The sequence below is a fragment of the Pseudomonas sp. EA_65y_Pfl2_P74 genome (assembly GCF_963970575.1).
GTDB lineage: Bacteria > Pseudomonadota > Gammaproteobacteria > Pseudomonadales > Pseudomonadaceae > Aquipseudomonas > Aquipseudomonas baetica_A.
Window position 1 is genome coordinate 1 of record NZ_CAXAOQ010000048.1, and the last position, 23,222, is coordinate 23,222.

Annotated in this window: 19 protein-coding genes, 4 tRNA genes and 1 pseudogene; 16 read left to right on the plus strand and 8 right to left on the minus strand. The window is 58.9% G+C overall.

What is annotated here, in order from left to right; translation table 11 throughout:
• Positions 1-189 precede the first annotated feature (189 nt).
• Positions 190-414: a hypothetical protein gene (locus AACY18_RS26915; protein WP_221732211.1), complete on the minus strand. Its 225-nt coding sequence runs from the start codon at positions 412-414 to the stop codon at positions 190-192.
• Positions 415-1,379: 965 nt separating this feature from the next.
• Between AACY18_RS26915 and AACY18_RS26920 the strand changes: the two genes are divergently transcribed.
• Both AACY18_RS26920 and rmuC read left to right on the plus strand, forming a co-directional pair.
• Positions 1,380-1,703, plus strand: coding sequence for a sel1 repeat family protein (locus AACY18_RS26920; RefSeq protein WP_339433685.1), 324 nt, complete (start codon positions 1,380-1,382; stop codon positions 1,701-1,703).
• Positions 1,704-1,878: 175 nt separating this feature from the next.
• On the plus strand, positions 1,879-3,243 hold the full coding sequence (rmuC, locus tag AACY18_RS26925) for a DNA recombination protein RmuC (protein WP_339433723.1): 1,365 nt from the start codon (positions 1,879-1,881) through the stop codon (positions 3,241-3,243).
• Positions 3,244-3,336: 93 nt separating this feature from the next.
• Here rmuC and AACY18_RS26930 read toward each other — a convergent pair whose 3' ends face one another.
• Both AACY18_RS26930 and AACY18_RS26935 read right to left on the minus strand, forming a co-directional pair.
• Positions 3,337-6,807, minus strand: coding sequence for a hybrid sensor histidine kinase/response regulator (locus tag AACY18_RS26930; protein WP_339466727.1), 3,471 nt, complete (start codon positions 6,805-6,807; stop codon positions 3,337-3,339).
• Between the two features lie 177 nt (positions 6,808-6,984).
• Positions 6,985-7,527, minus strand: a complete 543-nt coding sequence (locus tag AACY18_RS26935; RefSeq protein ID WP_339433683.1) for a TetR/AcrR family transcriptional regulator — start codon at positions 7,525-7,527, stop codon at positions 6,985-6,987.
• A 91-nt stretch (positions 7,528-7,618) separates the two neighbouring features.
• On the opposite strand from AACY18_RS26935, the gene AACY18_RS26940 reads away from it, so the two are divergent.
• The 4 genes from AACY18_RS26940 to AACY18_RS26955 all read left to right on the plus strand — a co-directional run bounded on the left by AACY18_RS26940 (position 7,619) and on the right by AACY18_RS26955 (position 12,399).
• Positions 7,619-8,806: an MFS transporter gene (locus AACY18_RS26940; RefSeq protein ID WP_339433682.1), complete on the plus strand. Its 1,188-nt coding sequence runs from the start codon at positions 7,619-7,621 to the stop codon at positions 8,804-8,806.
• Between the two features lie 52 nt (positions 8,807-8,858).
• A complete protein-coding gene (locus AACY18_RS26945; protein ID WP_339433681.1) occupies positions 8,859-9,170 on the plus strand; it encodes a cupin domain-containing protein in 312 nt (103 codons plus the stop codon).
• A 105-nt stretch (positions 9,171-9,275) separates the two neighbouring features.
• Positions 9,276-10,427: a TDT family transporter gene (locus tag AACY18_RS26950; protein WP_339466728.1), complete on the plus strand. Its 1,152-nt coding sequence runs from the start codon at positions 9,276-9,278 to the stop codon at positions 10,425-10,427.
• Positions 10,428-10,524: 97 nt separating this feature from the next.
• On the plus strand, positions 10,525-12,399 hold the full coding sequence (locus AACY18_RS26955; protein ID WP_339433679.1) for an MFS transporter: 1,875 nt from the start codon (positions 10,525-10,527) through the stop codon (positions 12,397-12,399).
• 112 nt (positions 12,400-12,511) lie between these two features.
• On the opposite strand, the gene sugE is transcribed toward AACY18_RS26955, so the two are convergent.
• The 3 genes from sugE to rdgC form a co-directional block, all read right to left on the minus strand.
• On the minus strand, positions 12,512-12,826 hold the full coding sequence (gene sugE / locus AACY18_RS26960; protein WP_126361504.1) for a quaternary ammonium compound efflux SMR transporter SugE: 315 nt from the start codon (positions 12,824-12,826) through the stop codon (positions 12,512-12,514).
• A gap of 119 nt (positions 12,827-12,945) precedes the next feature.
• On the minus strand, positions 12,946-13,911 hold the full coding sequence (locus AACY18_RS26965; protein WP_339466730.1) for a bile acid:sodium symporter family protein: 966 nt from the start codon (positions 13,909-13,911) through the stop codon (positions 12,946-12,948).
• Positions 13,912-14,056: 145 nt separating this feature from the next.
• Positions 14,057-14,977 (minus strand): recombination-associated protein RdgC, encoded by a 921-nt coding sequence (gene rdgC, locus AACY18_RS26970; RefSeq protein WP_339433677.1) that lies wholly within the window; start codon positions 14,975-14,977, stop codon positions 14,057-14,059.
• 159 nt (positions 14,978-15,136) lie between these two features.
• Here rdgC and AACY18_RS26975 point away from each other — a divergent pair.
• The 4 genes from AACY18_RS26975 (at position 15,137) to AACY18_RS26990 (ending at position 15,678) form a co-directional block, all read left to right on the plus strand.
• Positions 15,137-15,212 (plus strand) — tRNA-Val (locus AACY18_RS26975).
• A gap of 19 nt (positions 15,213-15,231) precedes the next feature.
• Positions 15,232-15,308 (plus strand) — tRNA-Asp (locus tag AACY18_RS26980).
• Positions 15,309-15,506: 198 nt separating this feature from the next.
• Positions 15,507-15,582, plus strand: a tRNA-Val gene (locus tag AACY18_RS26985).
• Positions 15,583-15,601: 19 nt separating this feature from the next.
• Positions 15,602-15,678 (plus strand) — tRNA-Asp (locus AACY18_RS26990).
• Positions 15,679-15,793: 115 nt separating this feature from the next.
• On the opposite strand, the gene AACY18_RS26995 is transcribed toward AACY18_RS26990, so the two are convergent.
• Together AACY18_RS26995 and AACY18_RS27000 are read right to left on the minus strand one after the other, a co-directional pair.
• On the minus strand, positions 15,794-16,930 hold the full coding sequence (locus AACY18_RS26995) for a catalase family protein (RefSeq protein ID WP_339466733.1): 1,137 nt from the start codon (positions 16,928-16,930) through the stop codon (positions 15,794-15,796).
• A gap of 29 nt (positions 16,931-16,959) precedes the next feature.
• On the minus strand, positions 16,960-18,768 hold the full coding sequence (locus tag AACY18_RS27000; protein WP_339466731.1) for a di-heme-cytochrome C peroxidase: 1,809 nt from the start codon (positions 18,766-18,768) through the stop codon (positions 16,960-16,962).
• A gap of 269 nt (positions 18,769-19,037) precedes the next feature.
• On the opposite strand from AACY18_RS27000, the gene AACY18_RS27005 reads away from it, so the two are divergent.
• The 6 genes and pseudogenes from AACY18_RS27005 to AACY18_RS27030 all read left to right on the plus strand — a co-directional run.
• Complete coding sequence (locus AACY18_RS27005; RefSeq protein ID WP_339466732.1) at positions 19,038-19,757, plus strand: FKBP-type peptidyl-prolyl cis-trans isomerase; 720 nt, start codon at positions 19,038-19,040, stop codon at positions 19,755-19,757.
• Between the two features lie 293 nt (positions 19,758-20,050).
• Positions 20,051-20,506 (plus strand): YkvA family protein, encoded by a 456-nt coding sequence (locus AACY18_RS27010; RefSeq protein ID WP_339433675.1) that lies wholly within the window; start codon positions 20,051-20,053, stop codon positions 20,504-20,506.
• A gap of 112 nt (positions 20,507-20,618) precedes the next feature.
• Positions 20,619-20,960, plus strand: a complete 342-nt coding sequence (locus AACY18_RS27015) for a helix-turn-helix domain-containing protein (protein ID WP_339433674.1) — start codon at positions 20,619-20,621, stop codon at positions 20,958-20,960.
• Positions 20,957-21,328 carry a hypothetical protein gene (locus AACY18_RS27020; RefSeq protein WP_003223109.1) on the plus strand — a complete coding sequence of 124 codons (372 nt, stop codon included), beginning with the start codon at positions 20,957-20,959 and terminating at the stop codon, positions 21,326-21,328. The genes AACY18_RS27015 and AACY18_RS27020 overlap by 4 nt, the downstream gene beginning before the upstream one ends.
• Positions 21,329-21,736: a sel1 repeat family protein gene (locus AACY18_RS27025; protein WP_339433673.1), complete on the plus strand. Its 408-nt coding sequence runs from the start codon at positions 21,329-21,331 to the stop codon at positions 21,734-21,736.
• Positions 21,737-21,973: 237 nt separating this feature from the next.
• Positions 21,974-23,222: pseudogene (locus AACY18_RS27030) on the plus strand (type IV secretion protein Rhs); the annotation flags it as partial.

The window sequence follows — 23,222 nt, forward strand, 5'->3', positions numbered from 1 at the left end:
TCGACTTGGTCGACAACCGACAATTTAAAAGTCAGCGTGTAATCGCGTTGACTACGTTTTGCGCCCGTATCCATTGCCCCCTCCTGATAAGAAGCCAGAAGGTGTAAACCTTATTCAGGACGAGACATCAGGCAATAAAAAGCCCTGCGTTTTAAGCAGGGCTTTTGCTTTTTGCAGCCTTTTCGGCTCTCAGGCAATCAGGGCCTGACGTGTACGATCGATCACGGCCTGCAGCGGTTCGGCGCTGGAGTATTGATCGGGGTACAGACGCTCGCTGTGGCGGGCGATCCCGTGTTCATTGACCACGGTGAAGCTGAAGCAGCCTTTGCGAGCGGCCATGATCAGGCAGTTCATTGGTGCAAAAGCGTTGGTTAGGGTGCGAATGGCATCCTGAGTATGAATTTGAGCAGACATAGTTATTAGGTGTTCCTACAAATGACACGGATAAGAGCCGTGCAACGTTAAAACGTTCCAGTAACGTCGACCACCATTGGTCGAACGAAGAACCCGACTGGAACAAAGCAGCCAGTTTGAAGCGCTATTAAGTTGGCGCGCTTGGGCTGGCAGGTAGGTACTTAGGAGGGCAGGCAACACATCAAGGGCAAAGGTTCTGGGCCCGGGGTGAAGATCCTGATCAATTTGCAGGTTGGTTCGGTCAGAGTAAGTGGCCTTCGCAACACCCTTTGCATTCATTCAAAGGCTGTGTTGTCGCAAGATTTACCTGGAAACCATCGAGGGGTCGATCCCGCTTTTTTCGGTAGTGGCTTCTTGGAAGAAGGTTGACCGTGGGGATGCGTTCGACCGGAATTGACTTTCAGCTTGGTACTAACGCCGCGGATACTAACGGATCGAATTGGACAAAGCAAACCCTGCGTTGAAAAAGATTGCAGTAGCGAGCGGAGTTCGCGAAACGACCTCGCTGGGGCGCCCCGGATTGGCTCACATCTCGACCGTCGGTCGGCGAAGACATATCCGTGAAACGGCGCCTCAGAGCCCTTTATCGTTAGTCAGGGTGCCAAAACGAACCGAAAAAGCGCATTGATATAACCGGGTAACAGGCACTTGTGCACATTAGTTGCGCAAGCTGTAACGACGCTGTCACATCAATCCTGACTCCGGTGGCTGCCTGTATCGAAAGTTTAAGTCAATGAAAAACATCGCTTTTTTTTGTTGGTGAAAAAATCGTCAGTTTGACTGCGGGCCCCATTCCACAAGGCTTTGCGAGGGTTGGAGAGCGGTTGTCCACTGAGTTATCCACAGCTTCTGTGGATTGTCCCGAGCGCTTGCTCTAGCACGGGCGTGCCGGGTTGTTTTTCGACTTTACCTGTAAGAAAAAGAGAGTAAAGTGGCGCGCCTTCCGATATGTCCCACAGTGCTTTATGAAGTTTCGCTCAGTACCAGACGCTGTTACCTCAGAACATCTCCGTGTTACCTCTCCCAAGCGATTTTCCGTGCGTGTGGCCGAATGGTTGCTCGACAGTCCGCGCCTGAGTGACAGCCATAACGCCAAACACTTGGCTGGCCGCCTGCTCAAGCAACCGGCGCGTGAAGGCGTGGTCGCCGCACAAAGTCGTCTCGGTCAGTTGATGTGCCGCGAGTGCGGTAATGCCCGGGACCGTCGCATTGGTCAGGATCTGCTGCGTCAGGCCGCCCGCGCCGGCGACCGTCGTGCGCAACAGGAACTTGGCCTCATCGAAGACTGAGCTGTCCAAGTTCTGACACCTTCGTTACCCTTCAGGCTTTATCGGATCGGCAGGAGTCGCTATGGCTATGGACTTGACCAGCGTATTGCTCGGTCTCGCAGGCGCTGGGCTGCCATTGTTGGCGTTGGCCTGGCAACTGCAACGCCGGGCGAGTACCGGACAAGCCGAGGTGGCCTTGCTCGAAGAGCGGCTGGCCATGGCGCAATTGGCGCAGGACGGGCTCAGCGCTCAGCTTGATGCCAGCCGCGACGAAGTCGCTGACCTTGGCCAGGCCAACGCGACCAAACAGGCCGATCTGGCGGCACTGCGCCGCGAAGTCGAACTGCTGCAAATCGAGCGCGATGACGCCCGTGACGCCTCCCATGCCTGGAACATCGAGCGTGCCAACAAAGAGGCTGAACTGCGCCGCCTCGACGCTCAGGCGGCTTCGCTGAATGCCGAACTGCGTGAGCAGCAGGAAAGCCATCAACAACGCCTCAACGACCTGCAAGGCTCGCGCGATGAGTTGCGTGCGCAGTTCGCCGAGCTGGCGGGCAAGATCTTCGATGAGCGTGAACAACGTTTCGCCGAAACCAGCCAGCAGCGTCTCGGCCAGTTGCTCGATCCGCTGAAGGAACGCATTCAATCCTTCGAAAAACGCGTGGAAGAAAGCTATCAGGCCGAGGCCCGTGAGCGTTTCTCGCTGGCCAAGGAGCTGGAGCGTCTGCAAGCGCTCAACCTGCGTTTGAGCGACGAGGCGACCAACCTGACCCGCGCCCTGAAAGGCCAGAAAACCCAAGGTAACTGGGGCGAGCTGATTCTTGAGCGCGTGCTGGAACACGCAGGTCTGGAAAAGGGCCGCGAATATCAGACCCAGGTCAACCTCAAAGGCCCGGACGGTGAGCGCTTCCAGCCCGACGTGATCATTTACCTGCCGGGCGACAAGCAAGTGGTGGTCGACTCCAAGGTCAGCCTCACGGCCTATCAACAATATGTGGCGGCGGATGACGACACGCTGGGGCAGGTGGCAATCAAGCAACATGTGCTGTCCCTGCGCAATCACGTCAAAGGCTTGGCCGGCAAGGATTACAAGCGCCTGGAGGGCTTGCACAGCCTGGATTTCGTCTTGCTGTTCGTGCCGATCGAAGCGGCGTTTTCCGCTGCATTGCAGGCTGAGCCCAGCCTGTTTCAAGACGCATTTGACCGCAATATCGTCATCGTCAGCCCGACCACGTTGCTGGCGACTCTGCGGGTGATCGACAGCCTGTGGAAGCAGGAACGCCAGAGCCAGAACGCCCGGGAAATCGCCGAGCGCGCCGGATGGCTGTACGACAAGTTCGTGCTGTTCATTCAGGATCTGGACGAGGTTGGCAATCGCCTGCAGCAATTGGACAAAGCCTACAGTTCGGCGCGTAACAAACTGACAGAAGGGCGCGGCAATCTGGTCAGTCGCAGTGAACAGCTCAAGCTGCTGGGCGCGCGGGCCAGCAAGAGCTTGCCGGCAGATTTGCTCGAGCGGGCGATGACGGACGTCGATGGGCTGGTCGAGCTACCCGAATAATCACCACAAGCCCGCGCCTGCAAGGGGCACCCCAACCCGGTGGGCGCGGGCTTGCTCGCGAAGGCATCAGTCGTTTCGCTGCAAACCCGAGATTTACAGCGGCAAATACCGACTCAGCAATGCCCGCAACGCCGCCGGCTTCACCGGTTTGGCCAGATAATCCAGGCCCGCCGCGTGTACCTGCGCGACCATCTCGGGGCGCCCATCGGCGCTGATCACCACGCCCGGTACCGGCTCGCCCAGAGTCGTGCGCAACCACGCCATCAGCTCGGTCCCGGTGTCGCCGTGATCAAGGTGATAGTCGACCAGCGCCAATTGCGGCCGCACCCCCTCGCTGAGCAGCGCGGCGCATTCCTCACGATTGCGCGCCGTCCACACTTGGCAGCCCCAGCGGCTCAACAAGCTGTTCATGCCGATCAGAATGCTGTCTTCGTTGTCGATGCACAGCACCTGCGCGCCGCTCGGCAACTTGCCATTGATCTCGGCAACGACGCCCACCGGTGTGGTTTGCGTGCGAGCCAACGGCACACTGACACTGAACACACTGCCGCGCCCCGGCCAAGAGCGCACCCGCAGCGTATGACCGAGCACGCGACACAAACCGTCGGCGATCGCCAACCCAAGGCCGAGGCCTTTTTCGGCGCGCGTCTGGTGGCTGTCAAGGCGTTTGAACTCCTCGAAAATAACGTGCTGCTTGTCTTCCGGAATACCAGGCCCGCGATCCCAGACCTCCAGACACAATTCCCCGACGCGTCGCCGCACACCCAGTAAAACCGGGCCTTTTGCGTAACGGTAAGCGTTGGTGAGGAAGTTCTGCAAAATTCGTCGCAGTAACTTGATGTCGCTGTCGATGCGCAACTGACTGCCGCGCACGCGGAACGTCAAACCTTGTTCCTGGGCCAGCGCCTTGAACTCCGCCCCCAGCGTGTCGAACAGTTCATTGACGGCAAACGGCTTGCGATCGGGATTGATCTTGCCGTTTTCCAGACGGGAAATGTCCAGCAGATCGCTGATCAGGTCTTCAGCCGAGCGCAACGAACTGTCGAGGTGCTGGACCAGTTTCTGCGCCTCGCTGCTCAAGCCGTCGTCCTGATGGGAGAGGGCGGCAGAGAACAACCGTGCGGCGTTCAATGGCTGCATCAGGTCATGACTGACGGCAGCGAGGAAACGGGTTTTCGATTGGTTTGCCGCCTCGGCGGTGCCCTTGGCGTCGGTCAATGCGACGTTGAGTTGCGACAATTCCTGCGTCCGTTCGCTGACCCGTTGCTCCAATCCTTCATTGGCTTCGGTCAGAGCCTGCTCGGCTTCGCGGAATGCGGTGATGTCGGTGAAACTCATGACGAAACCGCCGCCGGGCATCGGGTTGCCGATCAACTCGATCACCCGACCATTGGGGAACAAGCGTTCAGAGGTGTGCGCTCGGCCCTGGCGCATCCAGTGCAGGCGTCGGGCAACATGCACTTGCGCTTCACCCGGGCCACACAAACCGCGCTCGGCGTTGTAGCGAATGATGTCGGCAATCGGCCGGCCGACGCTGATCAAGCCTTCCGGGTAGTTGAACAGTTCCAGATAACGACGGTTCCAGGCCACCAGTTTCAGTGACTGGTCGACCACGCTGATGCCTTGGGTGATGTTTTCAATCGCACCTTGCAGCAGCGCACGATTGAATTGCAGGACCTCGGAAGCTTCGTCAGCGATACGCACGACGTCCTCCAGTTGCATCTCCCGACCTTCGATAGCGGCTTTTACTACCGCGCGCGTCGAAGACGCGCCGAGTACGCCGGCCAGCAAGCGCTCGGTGTGGGCGATCCATTCGCCGTCAGCGTTCTGGTTCGGGTTGTAGCCTTTGCCCTGACGGTAAGCGAAACGAATGAAGCTCTGCCGTGCGCGTTCCTCCCCGACAAACCGCGCCGCCAGTTGCAGCAGGTCGTCAATTTGCACCGCCAGCATCGAGCGCGCACTCGGGCGGGCGCTGATTTCCTGGCCGATGAAACGCCCGGCCTGCCAGTGCTCCGACACCCGTGTGCGGGATAACACCGAGACCCACGCAAACAGGGTGAAGTTACCCGCCAGTGACAGCACTACGCCCTGAGTCAGGGGCGAGATCGGCAGGTTCAATGGGTTGCCGTGCAGCCACGCCAACCCCGGGAAACTGCTCAGCGACCAACCCAGACTGTGGGCGGCAATGGGCAGAACCAGCGTGTAAAACCACAGGAACGTGCCGGCGGCGAGGCCGGCAAAGACGCCACGGCGGTTCGCCTGTTTCCAGTACAAGGCGCCGAGCATGGCCGGAGCGAGTTGGGTGACCGCGGCGAAAGCGATCTGGCCGATGGTCGCCAGGCTCGCCGTCGAGCCCAGCAAGCGATAGCTGACGTAAGCCAGCAGCAAGATCACCACGATGGTGACCCTGCGCACCGAGAGCATCCACTGACGGAACACTTCGAACGGGCGCTCGGCGTTTTTGCGCCGCAGCAACCACGGCAACAGCATGTCGTTGGAGACCATGGTCGACAGCGCCACACTGGCGACAATCACCATGCCGGTGGCTGCCGATGCGCCGCCGATAAATGCCAGTAACGCCAGTGCCGGATGGGCCTGCGCCAGTGGCAGGCTGATCACGAACGAGTCGGGCAGCACGTCGCTGGGTAGCAACATCTGACCGGCGAGGGCGATCGGGACGACAAACAGCGCGGCCAAGGCGAGGTACGCCGGGAAGACCCATTTGGCCAGGCGCAGATCCTGCGGATCAATGTTCTCGACCACCGTGACGTGGAACTGCCGGGGCAGGCAGATGATCGCCATCATCGCCACGCCGGTCTGCACCACCATCGAAGGCCAGTTAATGGTCTCTTTCCAGTATTGCTCAAGGCGCGGCGCGAGCATCGCCTGGTTGAACAGGTCGTCGAAACCGTCGTAGAGGCCGTAGGTCACGAAGGCACCGACGGCCAGAAACGCGAACAGCTTGACCAGCGATTCGAACGCAATGGCCAACACCATGCCACGGTGGTGTTCCGTGGCGTCGAGGTTGCGGGTGCCGAAGACGATAGTGAACAGCGCCAGCACCAGTGACACGATCAGCGCCGTGTCCTGGCCGCGAGTGCCCATGGCGTCGACGCCGGCGCCAATCAACAGGTTCACGCCCAGGACGATGCCTTTGAGTTGCAGGGCGATATAGGGCAGGACGCCAACCAGACAGATCAGCGCGACGACCACCGCCAGCGATTGTGATTTGCCGTAGCGCGCCGCGATGAAGTCAGCAATGGAGGTGATGTTCTCCTGTTTGCTGATCATTACCATTTTTTGCAGAACCCACGGTGCGCCCACTAACAGAAGGATCGGCCCCAGGTAAATCGGCAGGAATGCCCACAATTGTTCAGCGGCCTGGCCGACCGCGCCGAAGAATGTCCAACTGGTGCAGTAAACCGCCAGCGACAGGCTGTACACCCAGGCCCGCATTCGCGGTGGCAACGGTGTGCTGCGACGGTCGCCGTAGAAGGCGATGGCGAACATGATGGCCATATAGGCCAGGGCAACGGCGGCGATCAGCCCGGTGGACAACGACATGCAACACTCCCGACAGAAGACTCCCCGGCACTCCTGCCCGGGCGGACAGTCTCGCATGAGTGTGGCGGTTAGTCAGTGTCGACCAAGGTCGTGGCGTGGCGGGGTGTCGCGGGTAGGGAACCGGGTGTTTTTCATGGTGACTGGGCTGGCTTCATCGCTGGCAAGCCAGCGACAGCATCAGTCCTGTTTCAGCGCAATATCGATCAACCGATGCAACTCTTCCACCTCAAGCGCCGACGCCGAAAACAGGATGCGAAACACCACGGGCGACACCACCAGATTGATCAGCCGATCAACGCTCGGTGCCGGCTCGTCAGGATGGCGCTCGATGATGGTCTGTAACTGCGCCCCGATAATCGTCACGCAATAGCCTGGCGTGGCGCTCGCCTGCACGTCGCGCATCATGTTGCGCCCAGGTTCGGAACTCATTTCATCGAGATACTGCTCGGCCCACGCGCGAATATCGCTGCGCAGGCTACCGGTTTCAGCCGGCGCGCTGTCGGGGCGCATGCGGGCGAGGGCAACGTCGGCCAGCAACGCTGCCAAATCCCCCCAGCGCCGATAAATCGTCGATGGCGTAACGCCGGCACGCGCTGCGATTTGCGGGACGGTCACGCTCGAGCGCTCCTGTTCTTGCAGGAGAGCGCGAACGGCCGAGTGAATCGACTCTTGCACCCGGGCGCTGCGACCGCCGGGGCGTAAACCTTCTTTAATAGCCATGCGGCAGACCTTAACACAAAGAATTTGCTTTAAGCGTTGAGCGGTAGCACACTCCGCAAAAGCAAAAAATTAGCTTTTGCGGAGTGTGCTCATGAATAGTCCTGTTTCCCATCGCTCGAACCTGTGGTTTCTGGCGATCACCTTACTCAGTTTTCTCGCCGCTTCCACTGCGCCGACACCGTTGTATCACCTGTATCAGGATCAGTTGCATTTCTCGGCCGCGGTGCTGACCCTGATTTTTGGTGTCTATGCCCTGAGTCTGCTGGCGGCGTTATTAACCGTCGGTTCGCTCTCCGATCACCTGGGGCGCAAACCGGTGATCTTCACGGCTGTGCTGCTCAATGCGTTGGCGATGTTGCTGTTCATTTATGCCGACAGCATCAGTGGGTTGATTGCAGCGCGGGTTCTGCAAGGCTTCGCCACCGGCATGGCCACCGCGGTTTTAAGCGCCACGTTGCTGGACACCGACCGCCAGCAAGGGCCGTTGATCAACAGCGTTGCACCGCTGCTCGGCATGGCATTGGGCGGCATGGGCTGTGGCTTGTTGGTCGAGTTCGCCCCAGAACCATTGCAACTGACGTATTGGCTGCTGTTCGCGCTGTTTGTGCTTCAGGCGCTGTATGTCTGGCGTCTGCCGGAAAGCGTAACGCCGCAAGCCGGGGCTTGGGCGTCATTGCGGCCAACCTTGCACGTCCCCGTTCAGGCACGTTCAACGTTATGGCGAGTATTGCCGCTGAACACTGCGACTTGGGCGCTCGGTGGTTTTTACGCATCCCTGGCACCGTCGCTGGTGCGCGCCGCCACCGGTTCCACTTCCAACCTGGTCGGCGGCGCCACCGTGGCGGCATTGACCGTGACCGGCGCACTGATGATCTTCACCCTGCGCAGTCGCAGCGCCAAACGAGCCTTGCAGTTGGGCGCGAGTCTGCTGCCGATGGGGCTGGTGCTGATTCTGCTTGGCGTTCACAGCGCCAGTCTGTCGCTGTTTTTCCTCGGCACGCTGGTGGCAGGCTGCGGCTTTGGCGCCGGGTTCCTCGGCGCCGTGCGCAGTCTGGTGCCACAGGCCTTGGCTCATGAGCGCGCCGGGTTGATGTCGGCGTACTACACGCTGAGTTATCTGGCGTTCTGCCTGCCAGCGTTGCTCGCCGGCTACCTGGCGCGCCGCTTTGGATTGCTCGCGACCACCGATGGCTACGGTGTGGTGCTGATCGTATTGGCGCTAGGCGCTTTGTTGCTCAGTCTGCGTGCTCAACCGGTCAAGGTGTGCAACGCTCCATAACCGCCGCGGTTTCGGTTAGCCTTGCCCGGCCATTCTTCTCACGGATCGACTCATGAAGATTATTCGCAGCAAAACCTTCACCGCCGACCGAGCCTGGGGGGCGCTGGACATCGCCAACATGAACGGCATCACCACACGCCTGCACTGGACCGATCAGCCCTATAAATGGCACGTCAACGATGGTGAGGAAGTGTTCGTGGTGCTCGATGGGCAAGTGGAGATGCGCTATCGCGAGCAGGGCGAAGAAAAACAGGTGCAACTCAACGTTGGCGACATCTTCTACGCCTCGGTTGGCACCGAACATGTCGCCCATCCGCAAGGCGCGGCGCGGATTCTGGTGATCGAGAGCGAAGGTAGCGTTTGACTGCTTATTTGTAAAATAGATAACAGTTAGAGATATTACCCGTTATATAGATATTCGATTCGGTTCTACCATGGACTCAACCTCACCCGAGGACAGGAGTTCACGATGACTTGCCCCAACAGCGCCAAACCCGGCATCAAGCCGTTCAATCAACTTCAGCATCCGCGTGAAGTGATCCGTCAATTCACCCCGAACTGGTTCGCCGCGACCATGGGCACCGGCGTGCTGGCGTTGGCGCTGGCGCAATTGCCGTTGACCCTTCCCGGGATGCACGCTGTGGCCGAAGGGTTGTGGTTGTTCAACATCCTGTTGTTCGCATTGTTTACCGCTGCTTACGCCGCCCGCTGGATGCTGTTTTTCGACGAGGCACGGCGGATTTTCGGCCATTCCACCGTGTCGATGTTCTTCGGCACCATTCCCATGGGGCTGGCGACGATCATCAACGGCTTCCTGGTGTTCGGTCTGCCGCGCTGGGGCGATGGGGTGATTCAGCTAGCTGAAGTGCTGTGGTGGGTTGATGTGGCGATGTCGCTGGCCTGCGGCGTGTTGATCCCGTACATGATGTTCACGCGCCAGGAACACAGCATTGATCAGATGACCGCCGTTTGGCTGTTGCCCGTCGTGGCTGCCGAAGTCGCGGCGGCCAGCGGTGGTTTGCTCGCCCCGCACCTGACCGATGCCCACTCGCAACTGGTGGTGTTGACCACAAGTAACGTGCTTTGGGCATTTTCCCTACCGGTAGCGTTCAGCATTCTGACCATCCTGCTGCTGCGTATGGCCCTGCACAAACTGCCTCACGAAAACATGGCAGCGTCGAGCTGGCTGGCACTCGGGCCTATCGGCACCGGGGCGTTGGGCATGTTGCTGCTGGGCGCTGATGCGCCGGCGATCTTCGCGGCCAACGGTCTGCCAGGCATCGGTGAAATCGCTGCGGGCCTGGGGCTGGTGGCGGGGATCACTTTGTGGGGCTTTGGCTTGTGGTGGATGTTGATGGCGTTGCTGATCACCGTTCGCTATCTGCGTGACGGCATCCCGTTCAACCTCGGCTGGTGGGGATTCACCTTCCCGTTGGGCGTGTATTCGCTGGCAACCTTGAAACTGGCGAGCACGCTCAACCTGACATTTTTCAGTATTTTCGGCACGGTGTTGGTTACTTTGCTGGCGGTGATGTGGCTGATTGTCGGCAAGCGAACCCTGCAAGGCGCCTGGCGCGGCGAGCTGTTTGTCTCGCCGTGCATTGCAGGTTTGAAGAAATAACCTGAAAAGTTTAGGTAAGGTGTGGCCTGGATCGCGGTTCGAGATTCCAATAAACAGTATCCAGGCCTCCCTCTACAAAAACAGGTACACACGGAAGATGAGCCACCCCTCACAGTTCAACCTGCTGCGCACCCGGCGCTTCTTGCCGTTTTTCATCACGCAGTCGCTCGGTGCGTTCAACGACAACGTGTTCAAGCAGTCGTTGATCCTCGCCATTCTTTATCGGCTGACCATCGAAGGTGACCGCTCCATCTGGGTCAACCTGTGCGCGCTGCTGTTTATCCTGCCGTTCTTCCTGTTCTCGGCGCTGGCCGGACAGTTCGGTGAGAAGTTCGCCAAGGACGCGCTGATCCGTCTGATCAAACTGGCGGAAATCGCCATCATGGCGGTGGGATCGGTCGGCTTCCTCTTCGATCACCTGTCACTGATGCTGGTCGCGCTGTTCGCCATGGGCACGCATTCGGCGTTGTTCGGGCCGGTGAAGTATTCGATCCTGCCGCAGGCGTTGCATGAGGATGAACTGGTGGGTGGCAACGGGCTGGTGGAGATGGGCACGTTCCTGGCCATCCTCGCCGGCACTATCGGTGCCGGGGTCATCATGTCTTCCACGCATTACGCGCCACTGGTGTCGATCGCCATCGTTGGCATCGCGGTGCTGGGCTATCTGGCCAGCCGCAGCATTCCCCGTGCGGCGGCTGCATCGCCGCAAATGCGCTTGAACTGGAACATCTTCAGCCAGTCCTGGGCGACCTTGAAACTGGGTTTGGGTCAGACGCCAGCGGTGTCGCGTTCGATTGTCGGCAACTCGTGGTTCTGGTTCGTCGGGGCGATTTACCTGACGCAAATCCCGGCCTACGCCAAGGAGTGGATGCACGGCGATGAGACCGTGGTTACGCTGATTCTTACGGTGTTCTCGGTCGGTATCGCTCTCGGCTCGATGCTTTGTGAAAAGCTTTCCGGGCGTAAGGTCGAGATTGGTCTGGTACCGTTTGGCTCGTTCGGCCTGACTGTGTTTGGCCTGCTGCTGTGGTGGCATTCCGGCGGAATTCCACAGAGCGTCACCGGCCATAGCTGGACCGAAGTGCTCGGCTTCGCACACACCTGGGCAGTGTTGATCGACATTCTCGGCCTTGGCGTTTTCGGCGGTTTCTACATCGTGCCGCTGTACGCACTGATTCAGTCGCGCACCGCCGAGAACGAGCGGGCGCGGGTGATCGCGGCCAACAACATTCTCAACGCACTGTTTATGGTGGTCTCGGCGATTGTCTCGATCGTGTTGTTGAGCGTGGTCAAACTGTCGATACCGCAACTGTTCCTGGTGGTGTCGCTGCTGAATATCGGCGTCAACGCCTACATCTTCAAGATCGTTCCCGAGTTCAGCATGCGCTTCATGATCTGGCTGCTCAGCCATTCCATGTACCGCGTCGAGCATCGCCATCTGGAAGCGATCCCGGATGAGGGCGCGGCGCTGCTGGTGTGCAACCACGTTTCGTTTGTCGACGCCTTGCTGATTGGTGGCGCGGTGCGTCGGCCGATTCGCTTTGTCATGTACTACAAGATCTACAACTTGCCGGTGCTGAACTTTATCTTTCGCACGGCGGGGACAATTCCGATTGCCGGACGCAACGAAGACATTCAGATCTACGAAAAGGCCTTCAGCCGAATAGCCCAGTATCTGAAGGATGGTGAGCTGGTGTGTATCTTTCCGGAAGGCAAGTTGACGGCCGATGGCGAGATCAACGAGTTCAAGGGCGGGTTGACGCGGATTCTGGAGGAAACACCGGTGCCAGTGATTCCGCTGGCATTGCAGGGGTTGTGGGGGAGTTTCTTCAGCCGCGATCCGAACAAGGGCGTGTTCCGCCGGTTGTGGTCGCGGGTGACGTTGGTGGCCGGACCGGCGGTGGCTGTGGAAGCCGCGCAGCCGGCGAAATTGCAGGAGTTGGTGGGGGCGTTGCGCGGGACAATCAGATAGTCGCTGACTTCAAGGGCCCCTTCGCGAGCAAGCCCGCTCCCTCAGTTGACCGTATTCCTCTGGCAGAACGCGGCTGAATGTAGGCGGGCTTGCTCGCGAAAGCGGTAGTGGCCTAAGCGCTGACCTTGAGGCCAATCAGTCCGGTAATGATCAATGCCACACTGGCCAACCGAATCAGCGCCATCGACTCGCCAAACAAAATGATCCCGGCAATCACCGTGCCCACGGCGCCAACGCCGGTCCAGATCGCATAAGCGGTGCCCAGCGGCAACTCCTTCATCGCAAGGCCCAGCAGGCCAAGACTGATGGCCATGGCCGCAACGGTCAGTACGGTGGGGAGCGGGCGGGTGAAGCCGTCAGTGTATTTCAGGCCGACGGCCCAGCCGACTTCGAACAGGCCGGCGCAAAACAGAATGATCCAGGACATGAAAGACCTCCATCGATTGATGGGGTCGTCCCCGGATTAATGACTCGATCGAGCCGCAGGGTCGTCCCCGCGTTGCGAAATAGTCTGACGAGCATTAACCCCGGGATCAAGTTTTGAAATCAGTCCGCTGTTTGTCGTGACAGCATTTGACGGTCTTCTTTCTCACTCATTCGCCGGAAGTATGTCGAAAGCAGTGCCCCGGAAATGTTGTGCCAAACGCTGAACAGTGCGCTCGGCACTGCCGCCAATGGCGAGAAATGTGCACTGGCCAGCGCGGCGCCCAAACCGGAGTTCTGCATCCCGACTTCCAGTGCCAGTGATTTGCGCTGGGCCAACGGCAACTTGAACAGGCGCCCGGTGAAGTAACCCAGCAAGTAGCCGAAGCTGTTGTGCAGCATCACCACGGCCATGATCAGCAGGCCGGATTCGGCAATCTTCGCCTGACTGGCCGCCACCACAGCGGTGACGATGATCACGATGCTGACCACCGACACCAGAGGCAATACATCGACCGCGTGGCGAACCTTATCGCCGAGCAAACGTTGAGCAACGACGCCGAGGATGATCGGCAGCAGCACCACTTGCAGGATCGACCAGAACAGCTCCATGAACGACACCGGCAACCACGCCGAGGCCAGCAGCCAGATCAGTGCCGGGGTCAGCAGCGGGGCGAGGAGGGTGGTGACGGCGGCGATGGCCACCGACAGCGCCAAGTCGCCGCGGGCCAGCCAGGTCATCACGTTGGAGGAGGTGCCGCTGGGGCAGCAGCCAACCAGAATCACACCGACAGCAATTTCTGGCGGTAGGTGAAACGCTTGGCACAACAACCACGCCACGCCCGGCATGATCACGAAATGCGCGACCACGCCCAGCGCCACACGCCATGGGTGGCGGGCAACGGCGGCGAAGTCGTCGAGTTTGAGGGTCAGGCCCATGCCGAACATCACCAGTCCGAGCAACGGCACGATGGCGCCTTTGAGGCCAAGGAACCATGCCGGTTGCAGGAATGCCGCGACGGCGAAAATCAGAACCCAGTAAGCGAAGGTGTTGCCGACAAAGCGGCTGAGTGCAGCCAGTGCGCGCATGGCCCGATCCTTATTATTAGTCACACCACAAAACCAATTGTGGGAGCGGGCTTGCTCGCGAAGGCGTCGGGTCAGCCAATATTTATTTGAATGACACACCGCTTTCGCGAGCAAGCCCGCTCCCACATTGAGATTTCACCCGGGGTTAGATCCCTTGAGGAGTCTCTTCACCCCCCAACGCTTCAACCAGCGCCGGCAGGAAGTCGCCGAACGTCAGCATCATCAGGGTGAAGCTGGCGTCCAGTTGGCCTAGAGCTTCGTCGCCGCCGTCCTGTTCCGCCTGATCCTGCAACAGGTCTTCGAACTTCAGGCGCTTGACGGTCATTTTGTCGTCGAGCATGAACGACAACTTGTCCTGCCAGGCCAGCGACAACTGAGTGACGACTTTGCCGGTGCTCAGGTGCAACTGGATTTCTTCGCTGGTCAGGTCCTGGCGCTTGCAGCGCACGATACCGCCGTCTTCGTGGGTGTCGCGCAGTTCGCACTCGTCCAGTACATAGAAATCGTCGGCGGCTTTTTGCGTGGTGACCCAATCGGTCATCACAGCGGTCGGTGCCATCTTCACGGTCAGCGGACGGACGGGCAGGGTGCCGATCACTTCACGCAGGGTGGAGAGCAGGTCTTCGGCACGTTTCGGGCTGGCCGAGTTGACCAGGATCAGACCCGTTTTCGGCGCAATGGCCGCAAAGGTCGACGAGCGACGGATGAAGGCACGCGGCAGGAAGGCCTGGATGATTTCATCCTTGATCTGATCGCGTTCCTTCTTATAGACCTTGCGCATCTGCTCGGCTTCGATCTCTTCGACCTTTTCCTTGACCGCGTCACGCACGACGCTGCCAGGCAGAATGCGTTCTTCTTTACGGGCAGCGATCAGCAGAAAATCACCGCTGACGTGCACCAGTGGAGCATCTTCGCCTTTACCGAATGGCGCGACGAAACCGTAGGTGGTCAACTCCTGGCTTGCACATGGACGCGCCAGTTTGGTGGCCAGTGCAGTTTCCAGCGCCTCGGCATCGACAGGCAGGTCTTGGGTCAGGCGATAGATAAGCAGGTTTTTGAACCACATGGGGTGAGTCTCTCCTTTATACAAAGGGGGGCATTATTGTCTTCGCCGTGGCATAGGCCAACCCTTCTCTAAGCCTTTGGAAGGCCTGAGAAAATTATTTAAAAAAGTGCTTGCCAGAGGTGGGGTCGCTCCGTAGAATGCGCGCCACACCGAAGCGAAGGGTGATTAGCTCAGCTGGGAGAGCGTCTGCCTTACAAGCAGAATGTCGGCGGTTCGATCCCGTCATCACCCACCATTCGTTTCAAGTGTTTAGCGCAGCGGTAGTTCAGTCGGTTAGAATACCGGCCTGTCACGCCGGGGGTCGCGGGTTCGAGTCCCGTCCGCTGCGCCATATTCGGTAACCTGGACCACTGAACGCCAGGTCACCACGGAAGAACCCGCTAAAGCGGGTTTTTTTCTGTCTCAAGTTTGTACCTTGTTCCATCGGGTTTGTGTCGTTTCACCGGTTTTCGGATTTTTTTGAAAAAACTTCAATTAAATCAACACATTACGAAAACTTGTGGCATAATGCGCCCCGTAACGAAGCGAAGGGTGATTAGCTCAGCTGGGAGAGCGTCTGCCTTACAAGCAGAATGTCGGCGGTTCGATCCCGTCATCACCCACCATTCGTTTCAAGCGTTTCGCGCAGCGGTAGTTCAGTCGGTTAGAATACCGGCCTGTCACGCCGGGGGTCGCGGGTTCGAGTCCCGTCCGCTGCGCCATATTCGGTAATCTGGAACACTGAACGCCAGATCACCACAAGAAGCCCGCCTAGTGCGGGTTTTTTGCTGTCTGGCGTTTGCTGTTTATCGGCCGGACTTGAAATGGGGGTCACGTCTACGGTGCAGCATTCTGGCTATGTCGATAGTCACTCACAGCTTCATAGACGGCTTTACGCAGACGATTGATCCCGCCAATGGGCCGATGCGCTTCAATGCCAAACCACGGGTTGAACGATAAGTTGTCGCAGGCCAGATTCAGCGCCGGTGTGTCGAAGTCCTGCGGCGGCAAGGTTATCCGCGCTACGGTTTCGAACGGTGAATCCTGCTCGCGCCATTCGATGCTGGTGTCCTCGATCGGCATGTAATGGTTCGCATCCTGGCGCTGGATCTGCAAGACGAAACACGCAGGCACACGATCCGTCGACAATTGCTGATTCAACGCACTGCGCAAGAAATTTGGCAAGTCGTGGTTCTGCTTGGGCAGCGTGTAGGCGGGGCAATGGTCCGGGTCGGGTGCTACCCGGAACTTCGCATTGGCCTCGCCAAATTTGTAGGGCGATACTGAAAAGTAGGTCGTGTCCGTCGGACTGTCCGGCGGCGGCGACAGTGTGGCCAGTGCGATGAACAAATGGCGGATTTGCCAATTGCGCGGATCCCATCCCGGAAAAAACGCCGTGATCTTTTTGCCGTCAGCCTGAGCCGCCACATTCTGACGGTACTCGGCGACATCACTGACAAAGAAGTTCGGATGGCTGAACATCACGAAGTCCTGTTCGTGTTGTCCTTGGCGGTTCTCCAGCAACTGTTTGCCCGGCACATCGTGCAATTTGATCGCCATGCCCCGTGCGTCACGCATACTGTCGAACTGCGGGTAGGCGTTGCCATTCGATAATCGAATCATCGCCGGCCAGGTTTTACCCGGCTCACTGAACACGCCTTGACGCAGCGCCGGCGGTAGATCCGCCAACACTTGCACTTCAGCCTTCACGCAACCGTGCGCCTTGGCATGCGCGTCACGCAGGTACCGCGTGCCTTCGCGGTGCTGATCGACGATACGCACAGCGGTCTGTATCACCTCCTGAGTCATGCCCGCTTCACCGGGTGGAACCTGCTCCAGCGCCGAAACCGGGCCGCGATGCTGCCAGGCAAACCAGGCCGCGGAGACCGCCCAGCCGAGCAGGCCGATCACAAGCATGATCAGCAAGGTTTTGCCCAGTAGACGTCCCAGCCACAACCAGATTCGCGCCAACATCGATAATTCTTTCTTGTGCGTCGACAGGATCATGGCAATTGCGCCTCCAATGGGCCGCCAAGGACTTTCAGGTATTCGAGCAGCGCCCAGCGCTCTTCGGGCTGCAACAGTCGGCCGATGACGCCGTTACCACGTACGCCGGCGCGAAATTCATGGCCGCTGTTATGGTTGCCGCTGATTCTTGTGTCGAACAGAAAACCGTTGGTGAAGGCTTCGGTGCGATAGCCCAGATGTCGTGGGTCGTACTCGAAGGTGCCTTTATAGAAGGTGGCAGCGCGTTCATCTTGCGGTGACAGCAACTGATAAATACTCGGCACTGAGCCGTTGTGCAGAAACGGCGCAGTAGCCCAGACACCCGCCAGTGGTCGCGCTTTGTAGGCGATTTTTTCACGAACACCGATCGGCAGGCCGAAACCGTCGAGTTGTGGCTTCTCCTGCGGCGTGACCCCGGCCTCGCGATAGGCCCGGTTCTCGACGAATGCGGTGACGTAAGCCAGGCCCTTGGCCACGGATAACTGGCTCAGATCCAGCGGTTCCTTCGGTGTCGGATGAAGTTTTACATCCATGCTCTCCAGTTCTTTGGGGTCCCATTGCAGGGCCGTCAGATCGAAGCGATGGCTGGCGATGTTGTTGGCGGCGTTTGGATCGGTGCCGATGACGTCCACGGGCAACATGTGCAAATGCTGCACCCAGCGTTCGCCTTCCTGAGTCGTGCGTGGAACGTGACACCCGGCGCAGTTTTCGCTGAATAGCGCGCGTCCTTTGGCGGCCAGGGGCTTGTCGATGGGGCCGAATAACGCCTCCGGCCAGGCGGGTGGCTGAAGCTTTTGCAAGGTTTCTTCTATCTTGTGCAGATCGCGCACACGAACGCTTGAGGCATAACGCGCATCGCCTTGCAGTGGCTGGCCGTTGTCATCGAAGAAATTCAGGGTAGCGCCGACACCCAGCGCCTCACCGATGTTGCGCGCCATCGGCTGCTGCGCCGAACCGTTCCATTGCACCCAATCGAAGGTCCACATGTCCCACAACTGCGGGTAGTCCACCGGGGCGTTGGCCACGCGGTAGTTGGCAGGGGATATCGCATCACCGAACGTAGCGTTGGCGATGCGCCCGAATGCATCGGCGCGTCCCGGACCTTCTTCAGTCGGGTAGAGGCCGCGATGGGTGTCGTTCCAGGCGACTCTCAGGAAGGTATTCAGTGAGGTTTGGAAGTCCTTGCGCAGTTGTTCATGGCGCGTGTCGTAATCATTACCCAACACCTGTCGTGCGAAACGCTCGAATTTCCAGGGGTTGTAGTAAGTCGAGGTCAGGCTTGCCACTAGTGCTTGTCCGAAACTGCCGCCACGGAGTGTAGGAACGCTGGAAGGCAAAACATGCTGCGCCGCGCCACCGTCGATGCGCACGGCCTGACCCTTGAAGCGCAATTCACCGGTGTGGCAAGCCGCGCAAGTGATGTCCAGGTAGTGCTCGGAGCTGCCGGGATTTTGGTGTCGGGCAAAGCCTACTGGCAGATTGCCGGGGTTTGTCGGCGTGGCTTTTTGCTGCGGATCGATCAGAAAGCCGAAGCGAGCGAGGTACTCTGGGGAGGCGAAGCGTTGCTCAGAGAAGGGTAATTCCAAGGCCTGGAACCACTCATAGCGCAGCCCTTTGACTTGGGTGCCCTGGGGTGTGAAATAGTAGATTTGCCGCTCTTGCTCAGTCCACTGACTCAGGTAGTGCACCTGTTGGACGGGGGTATAGAAGGGCAATTTCGGATTGGCGACGAAGTACAAAACCAACGCGAGGACGAGTCCCAGCAGTACGACGATCAGGGTCAGCACACGGAATAAGAGGCGCAAGATAAACATCCTTGTCGAGTTGTTGCGCTGTTATGCCTGAGCTTGGTCCTGTGCGGCAAGTGGCCATTACGCCAGATGTTGGGGGAGGGGAGTCGGTCCTTGTCAGGAATAGATGACAGAAGCTTCATCGTGCCTTTGGCCAAATGCGTTTTAGTCCCTGAACTTATCGCAAGATTCCTGCTCTCATGCCGGTAGCCATTGGTCGTGGCGGCCTGATAAGCTCGCGGCTTTACTCGATTGCCCTTTCGGCGCATGAACAAGGAAATAGCATGAAACAGCATCGGTTGGCGGCGGCGGTAGCCCTGGTTAGCCTGGTCCTCGCGGGTTGTGATTCGCAGACCAGCGTAGAGCTGAAAACCCCGGCGCAAAAAGCTTCCTACGGTATCGGCCTGAACATGGGCAAGAGCCTTGCTCAGGAAGGTATGGATGATCTGGACTCCAAAGCAGTAGCCCTGGGCATCGAAGATGCCGTCGGCAAGAAAGAACAGAAGCTGAAAGATGAGGAACTGGTCGAAGCCTTCGCCGCGCTGCAAAAGCGTGCTGAAGAACGTATGGCCAAGATGAGCGAAGAGTCGGCAGCCGCCGGCAAGAAATTCCTCGAGGAAAACGGCAAGAAGGCCGGTGTGACCACCACTGCTTCCGGTCTGCAGTACGAAGTCGTCAAGAAAGCCGACGGCCCACAGCCTAAGCCTACCGACGTCGTGACTGTTCACTACACCGGCAAGCTGACCAACGGCACCGTATTCGACAGCTCCGTCGAGCGCGGTAGCCCGATTGATCTGCCGGTGAGCGGCGTGATTCCGGGTTGGGTTGAAGGTCTGCAACTGATGCACGTTGGCGAGAAGTACAAACTGTACATCCCTAGCGATCTGGCTTATGGCGCACAGTCGCCAAGCCCGGCAATCCCGGCCAACTCGGTTCTGGTGTTCGACCTGGAGCTGCTGGCCATCAAGGATCCAGCCAAAGAAGACGCTGCTGCTGCAAAGTAATCAGCATCGGTTTCAACAACAACGCCTCGCTTATGCGGGGCGTTGTTGCGTCTGGAGGATGGCGAGGGTAAACAGAGCGAACCGATGCCGGTCACGACAGTCATAGCTTTGAGGCTGCCCGCATTAGACGCCCTGAGCTGCCAAGTCAATGAAATATTGGGGTTTTTTATGTGAGTAAAAAACGCCCGATCTGAGCGCGGCCCTTATAAAACGGGGCTCTCAGCGCGCAAATGCAGCTCTGTTCACAAGGTTATCCACAATTTGTGTGGATAACATTTCAACGGGAGGAATAGATGAAAGCTCCGTGGAATTTCGCTCGATTCCTGCCCTTGGCCGGCCGCCTGCTGGCTCGCGGTCGCCTGCCGACCTTATTGTTTGCCGTCGCCAGCAAAGGCGCCGCGCAAGGTGATCGGCTCGGCAAACTCAAGGACGATCTGCGTTTGCTCCAGGCATTGTGCCTGGCCTATTGGCGCGGTGAGTACCGCGCGATCAGCCCGAAAGCGTTGATTTCGGTAGTGGCGGGGTTGATGTATTTCCTCAGTCCGGTCGATGCGATACCGGATTTCATCCCGGTATTCGGTATGCTCGACGACATCGCCGTCCTCGCCTGGCTGATGAAAACCCTCGACGATGAACTGACGGCTTTCCGCTTCTGGCGCAAGCGCCAGCAACCGGAAAAACTCGCGGTGGTCGAGCGTCTGCCCGATACCCCCGAGCAACTTCAACTTCAGGGCCCGAAAAAGCCCTGATTCAAGAAGGCCACGTTCAGATAGATCCCCCCCGCGACCTTAGCCGCTGTTAGGATTACACTTCTAGGGAAAAGTGCCGACTCGCTAAGTGTTGTTGTCCTACGGGGTAGTCATGGATATTCAGATAATTGCACGCGATGGCGAACCCGAATATGCGGTTCTGCCATGGGCTCAGTATCAGGCTCTACTGAAAGCAGCAGGCATCAACGAAGCACCGTCGCGGCAGGCTCAAGCACCGCTCGCGGCATCGCCAGACCCGATGCTTCCAGGTCTGGATCAATTACGCAGTTTGCGCGAAGGGAAGGGCATCGCCATTGAGGCGTTGGCCCGCACGGTAGGCATCAGCCCGTCTTACCTGGCCATGATTGAAAGTGGTGAGCGTCAACCCGACGCCGCGATTCGCCGCAGCTTGGCTTGGGAACTGACGGTGCCCGGGTGGAGGGATGAATCGTGAGTGTACGCATCAGTCGTCAACATTGGGACGGATTGCTGGGGGAACTTGATCAGGCGCGCCGACAGCGCCATCTTCTGACTTATCGGGCTTTGCTCGAACGTTTGCAATTGCCGACGCCGGCGATGCAAACCTTGACCGCCGCACTTGAACATCTCGCGGCACTGGATGCCAAGGCCGAACAACCGCTGCGCAGTTCGCTCGTCATCAGCCAAGGCGCCAGTCGTTTGCCGCGTACCGGGTTTTTTGAATGTGTCGAGCGTCTGGGGCGCTTTTCCGGGCCATCCGATGGCGTCGCTGCAGCGTCTTGGCATGCGTCGGAAGTGGTCAGGGTGTTCGAATACGAGTACCCGGAATCGGCGGAGGCTTGAGTGTTTTTACGACTCAAGGCGCAGGCAAGTTACTGGTTGGCGCGTAGGCTGTTTCACTGGTCGTGGTTTGTTCGCCAGCCGCGTGGCTGGCGCTGGCTTGAAGGCCAGTTTGCGCGCATGGCCAACCTTGGCGATGTCGGTGCGCAAAGCTTCTACGGACACATCCTGACCTTTCGCGGCGTAGGGCTGGGAGCGCGTGAAGAGGGCGTGCGCTTACTGCGTCTGGCGGCTTTGGCGGGCGATGGCAAAGCGGCCTACCAAGTCGGCGTCATCAGTTTCGCGGGTACCGCGAGCAAAGCCCCGGATCCTGCTGAAGCCGCACGCTGGTGGGGTATGGCCGCCAAGGCCGGGCATCCATTGGCCGAGCTGAAATTGAAAGAGCTGGGTGCTAGGGATTCAACGCAGTAAATCCATTTGTGTCTGATCTATAAACGGGGCGTGAGGAAAACTCACGCCCCGTTTGCGTTTTCGCTTATTGGCTTGGCATCAAAAGCTTTGTTGCAGACTTCTCCTACAGCAATTGCCTACTCGCCTGACTTATTTCTTGAGTGATCCCCCGCAAAGTCCTCGCGCCTAATTTCTGTGCGAGGGAACGCCCATGTTCGACCCGGTCATTCAGTTTATCTCGCACTCAAGCGTGCGTTGATGGAAGCCATCACCCGTATCGAGCAAGCACTCGACCGCTTTCCCGACACCCTCAGTCTTTATCGCGAGCAGCTCAAGCACTGGGCCAGCCGTGCGGCCGACACCGTCAGCGATGCCATGGATCTGCCGTCCCTGATGGGTATGGAGCGGTTCATCCGCTTCGGCGACCGCAGTACTGCCGTCAGCAGCAGCGACAACGAGTTTTTCTCCGGCGTCGTCCAGTGCCCGAAGGGCGGGCTGATGCTGATCGAGAGCAAGTTCGAGTCGGTGTACGACATCCCGCTGGGCAACATTGTGGTCGATGTGATGGCCATGGACGGTGGTGAAACGACGCCCATCACCCTGGATGCCGAAGGTAAAGGCAAATTCAAGGGAACGCCGGGCAAGTTCTATCGCGTGCATGTACACAGCGAAGTCACCCCGGAGCAGGTCGAGGCGCTGTTCAAGTCCTATGACGGTTTGACTGGCGAGCTGGATGGCTGGCTGCGCAGCGAGTGGCAGGGTTTCAAGCCGCAGTGGTCGCAGTCGGTGGCGACGGCGGCAGGCAACGGCATGTTGGCCGGGAGCTGGGCGGCGATCGAGGGTGTGTGGGACAGCATCGGATTGCTGTCGGAGATCCTTCAGGATCCGGGCGCCTTTGTGGGGCGGTTAGGCAATGGTGCGACTGATCTGATCAATCTGGCTGCAACGGCTCCCAAAGTCATGGCACAGCTTCAATTGCTGGTCAGTGACGAGGCGGCGCTGTGCTTGCTGCTGCGCACCGCGAGTCTTTGGCTGGAAATGCTGCCGCCCAGTGAACTCGCCGGCAAAACCGCGGAAGCGGCGTCGATGATGATCGTGCAGTTGCTGATCGATGTGCTGATCAGCGTTGTGTTGACTTTCGCCAGCGGTGGCGCAGGGATCGCGTATCTGACGCTGCGTCTGGCGGATCGCGCGGTTCAGTTGCTGTCGGCAGTGAAGCGATTGGTGAAGGCGTTGTTTGGCATCGTCAACGGCTTCATCAAGTACGTTGATCAATACAAAACCGTCGCCGCGCGCGGTATCGCCGCCGGGGTGAAAAAAGGCCGGATGCAACTGCGCTGGAATGCCAGGCGCAACGCCTTGTTGAAGAAAAACGAACATCACGACGACGCCCCTAATCAGGCAAAAAACCCCAACGGTGACAGCGCCGATTGCGTGCCGTCGACCTGCACCAACGGCTGTCCGGTGTCGATGGTCACCGGCGAAGAACTGCTGACCCTCACCGATG

Coding starts and splice junctions, on each gene's coding strand:
- AACY18_RS26915 (WP_221732211.1), bottom strand. CDS start 414: ATGTCTGCTCAAATTCATACTCAGGATGCCATTCGCACCCTAACCAAC.
- AACY18_RS26920 (WP_339433685.1), top strand. CDS start 1,380: ATGAAGTTTCGCTCAGTACCAGACGCTGTTACCTCAGAACATCTCCGT.
- AACY18_RS26930 (WP_339466727.1), bottom strand. CDS start 6,807: ATGTCGTTGTCCACCGGGCTGATCGCCGCCGTTGCCCTGGCCTATATG.
- AACY18_RS26935 (WP_339433683.1), bottom strand. CDS start 7,527: ATGGCTATTAAAGAAGGTTTACGCCCCGGCGGTCGCAGCGCCCGGGTG.
- AACY18_RS26940 (WP_339433682.1), top strand. CDS start 7,619: ATGAATAGTCCTGTTTCCCATCGCTCGAACCTGTGGTTTCTGGCGATC.
- AACY18_RS26945 (WP_339433681.1), top strand. CDS start 8,859: ATGAAGATTATTCGCAGCAAAACCTTCACCGCCGACCGAGCCTGGGGG.
- AACY18_RS26950 (WP_339466728.1), top strand. CDS start 9,276: ATGACTTGCCCCAACAGCGCCAAACCCGGCATCAAGCCGTTCAATCAA.
- AACY18_RS26955 (WP_339433679.1), top strand. CDS start 10,525: ATGAGCCACCCCTCACAGTTCAACCTGCTGCGCACCCGGCGCTTCTTG.
- sugE (WP_126361504.1), bottom strand. CDS start 12,826: ATGTCCTGGATCATTCTGTTTTGCGCCGGCCTGTTCGAAGTCGGCTGG.
- AACY18_RS26965 (WP_339466730.1), bottom strand. CDS start 13,911: ATGCGCGCACTGGCTGCACTCAGCCGCTTTGTCGGCAACACCTTCGCT.
- rdgC (WP_339433677.1), bottom strand. CDS start 14,977: ATGTGGTTCAAAAACCTGCTTATCTATCGCCTGACCCAAGACCTGCCT.
- AACY18_RS26995 (WP_339466733.1), bottom strand. CDS start 16,930: ATGTTGGCGCGAATCTGGTTGTGGCTGGGACGTCTACTGGGCAAAACC.
- AACY18_RS27005 (WP_339466732.1), top strand. CDS start 19,038: ATGAAACAGCATCGGTTGGCGGCGGCGGTAGCCCTGGTTAGCCTGGTC.
- AACY18_RS27010 (WP_339433675.1), top strand. CDS start 20,051: ATGAAAGCTCCGTGGAATTTCGCTCGATTCCTGCCCTTGGCCGGCCGC.
- AACY18_RS27015 (WP_339433674.1), top strand. CDS start 20,619: ATGGATATTCAGATAATTGCACGCGATGGCGAACCCGAATATGCGGTT.